This window comes from Flectobacillus sp. (genome assembly GCF_049240685.1).
Classification (GTDB): domain Bacteria; phylum Bacteroidota; class Bacteroidia; order Cytophagales; family Spirosomataceae; genus Flectobacillus.
The window spans coordinates 1-2,008 of record NZ_JBMLSD010000043.1; the positions used below are offsets into that span (position 1 = coordinate 1).

Genomic DNA, 2,008 nt, shown 5'->3' on the forward strand with positions numbered 1-2,008 from the left:
GCCATTCTTAAAGTCCGCATACCATTCTTACAATCTTTCTTACTGGACAGCTTTCTACTATATAATATTGTATCAAGTAATTCGAGAAGATTTTGTAAATTTCATTCCTTACAAATCTACATTCATACTTTATCCTCAAAATCAAAACTATGTCAACAGAAGAAAAAAGCATTGGGAAGAAAATTCTAAGTTTCTTTATTCAAGATGTACCCGAATCATCGCCAGCTACGCCCAGCCAAAGCGTAGCCCCTGAGCCTCAAGCTACACCTGTTAGTCAGAATGTAGTACGACCACCAGAGACGAATGCTAGTACGGATAAGAAGTTTGTTGACCATTTTGTACAACTACTCGAAAAAGCGAATCTTCCGGGTGCCGACTATTTTGAGTTTATGCAAACCATGAAGAGCTTGTCGGGCTTGGGCTTATCTGAAGAAAAGCAGTTTCAGGCCGCTTGGGCAAGTTTTAGAACGATGGGAGGCGTTTCGGACATTAATATCTTGGTCAATACAGCCAATCAATATGTCCAAATACTCGAAAATGATAAAGCCGCCTTTCTGAAAGATGCCGACGCAGCTATTAAGGAGCGTGTGGGCAATCTGCAAAATCAGGTAAAACAAATGCAAGATGAAAACAAGCAAATGGCCGAACAGATTATTGCTTTACAAAAGAAGATAGAACAAAATAATAGCAGCATTGAGAAAGTATCGGGAGATATTGAAGAACAAAGTGCCAAAATCAATAATAACAAAGCAGGCTATCAGGTTACACACGAATTCTTTGTAGACCAAATCAAGTCTGATATTTTCAAGATACAAGAACATTTGTTGAAATAAATTTCTAAACTTTTAAATTACTCGTGTCTCGTTGCTAAACTAACTATGCACGAATAGAAATTAACCAAAACCAATTAAACTAATGGCAGATTTATCACAGATTGGAGGAGGTGATGCTCCCCAAAAATCATTTTGGAGTAAACCCGAAGGTGTTACCTCATTGTTGTTCTTAGGCGCAGCAGGAGCGGTAGGCTTGTATTACTTCAACAAGATTGTTGAGTTTTTGATTAAAGTAACTGAAAATACGCTTTATCTGGGCGCCTTGTTGGCGGTATTAGGTTTGTTTGTGTTTTTGATAACAAGTAAAGATGTACGCACAGCGGCATTTTTCCTGTTCAAAACTACCATGCGCAAAATTGCAGGTTTGGTGATTCAGCTTGACCCTATCGCCATTATGAAAATCTATATCGAAGATTTGAAAGAAAAGCGTCAAAAAATGTCTGGTCAAATCGATATTTTGGCAGGTCAGTTGGTTAAACTGAATAAGAAAATCAATGAAAATAATGACCAAATCAAGCAAAAATTTGCGGAGGCTAACAAGGCAAATACGATGATTGATAAGCCAGGGATGAGAGAAGCTGCCTCGTTGGCAACAATCGAAGGAGCTGGTTTGCAAGAAATGAATGAGAAGTTGTTGCCTTTACAACGTAACATGAAGACCGTATTGGGCTTTATGGAAAAGGTACAATCATCAGCAGATTATATTATCAAAGAAACCGAAATCAAGGTAAAATTGAAAGAGGCTGAATACGAAATCGTAAAAAGTAGCTCAAATGCCTTGAAAACAGCCATCAGTATTTTTAAAGGAAATCCTGATAAAAAATTCTACTTCGATGAGTCGATGGAATATATCCAAGACGATATGAGTAAGAAATTAGGCGAAATGAAGCGTGCGATGGATTTGTCAATGGACTTTATCAATGGTGTAGATATTCAAAATGGTATTTTGACCGACAAAGGTCAAGCCATGCTTGAAGCCTATAATAGTGGAGAGTTTAAATTGATTAGTTTGGATTCGTCACCAAGTTCTAGCACTTCAACACCCAATATTCCTCCTTCTAAGGATTCAGGATATAAAGGTTTGTTAGAATAAGTAATCATGCACAATTAGATTTAACTTTTGTGTTTTAGGCATAAGGCAACAGGCACTAGGCAAAGAGTGTTAAAATGTTTTT

Annotated in this window: 2 protein-coding genes; both read left to right on the plus strand. The window is 37.4% G+C overall.

Annotated elements, in window-relative coordinates:
• Nucleotides 1-149: 149 nt before the first annotated feature.
• Complete coding sequence (locus tag ACOVQ4_RS02110; RefSeq protein ID WP_421819012.1) at nucleotides 150-833, plus strand: hypothetical protein; 684 nt, start codon at nucleotides 150-152, stop codon at nucleotides 831-833.
• An 82-nt stretch (nucleotides 834-915) separates the two neighbouring features.
• On the plus strand, nucleotides 916-1,926 hold the full coding sequence (locus tag ACOVQ4_RS02115; RefSeq protein WP_421819013.1) for a hypothetical protein: 1,011 nt from the start codon (nucleotides 916-918) through the stop codon (nucleotides 1,924-1,926).
• The last annotated feature ends 82 nt before the right edge of the window (nucleotides 1,927-2,008 follow it).

Bases quoted from the DNA above. Each gene is read 5' to 3' on its own strand.
- ACOVQ4_RS02110 (WP_421819012.1), top strand. From the start codon at position 150: ATGTCAACAGAAGAAAAAAGCATTGGGAAGAAAATTCTAAGTTTCTTT.
- ACOVQ4_RS02115 (WP_421819013.1), top strand. From the start codon at position 916: ATGGCAGATTTATCACAGATTGGAGGAGGTGATGCTCCCCAAAAATCA.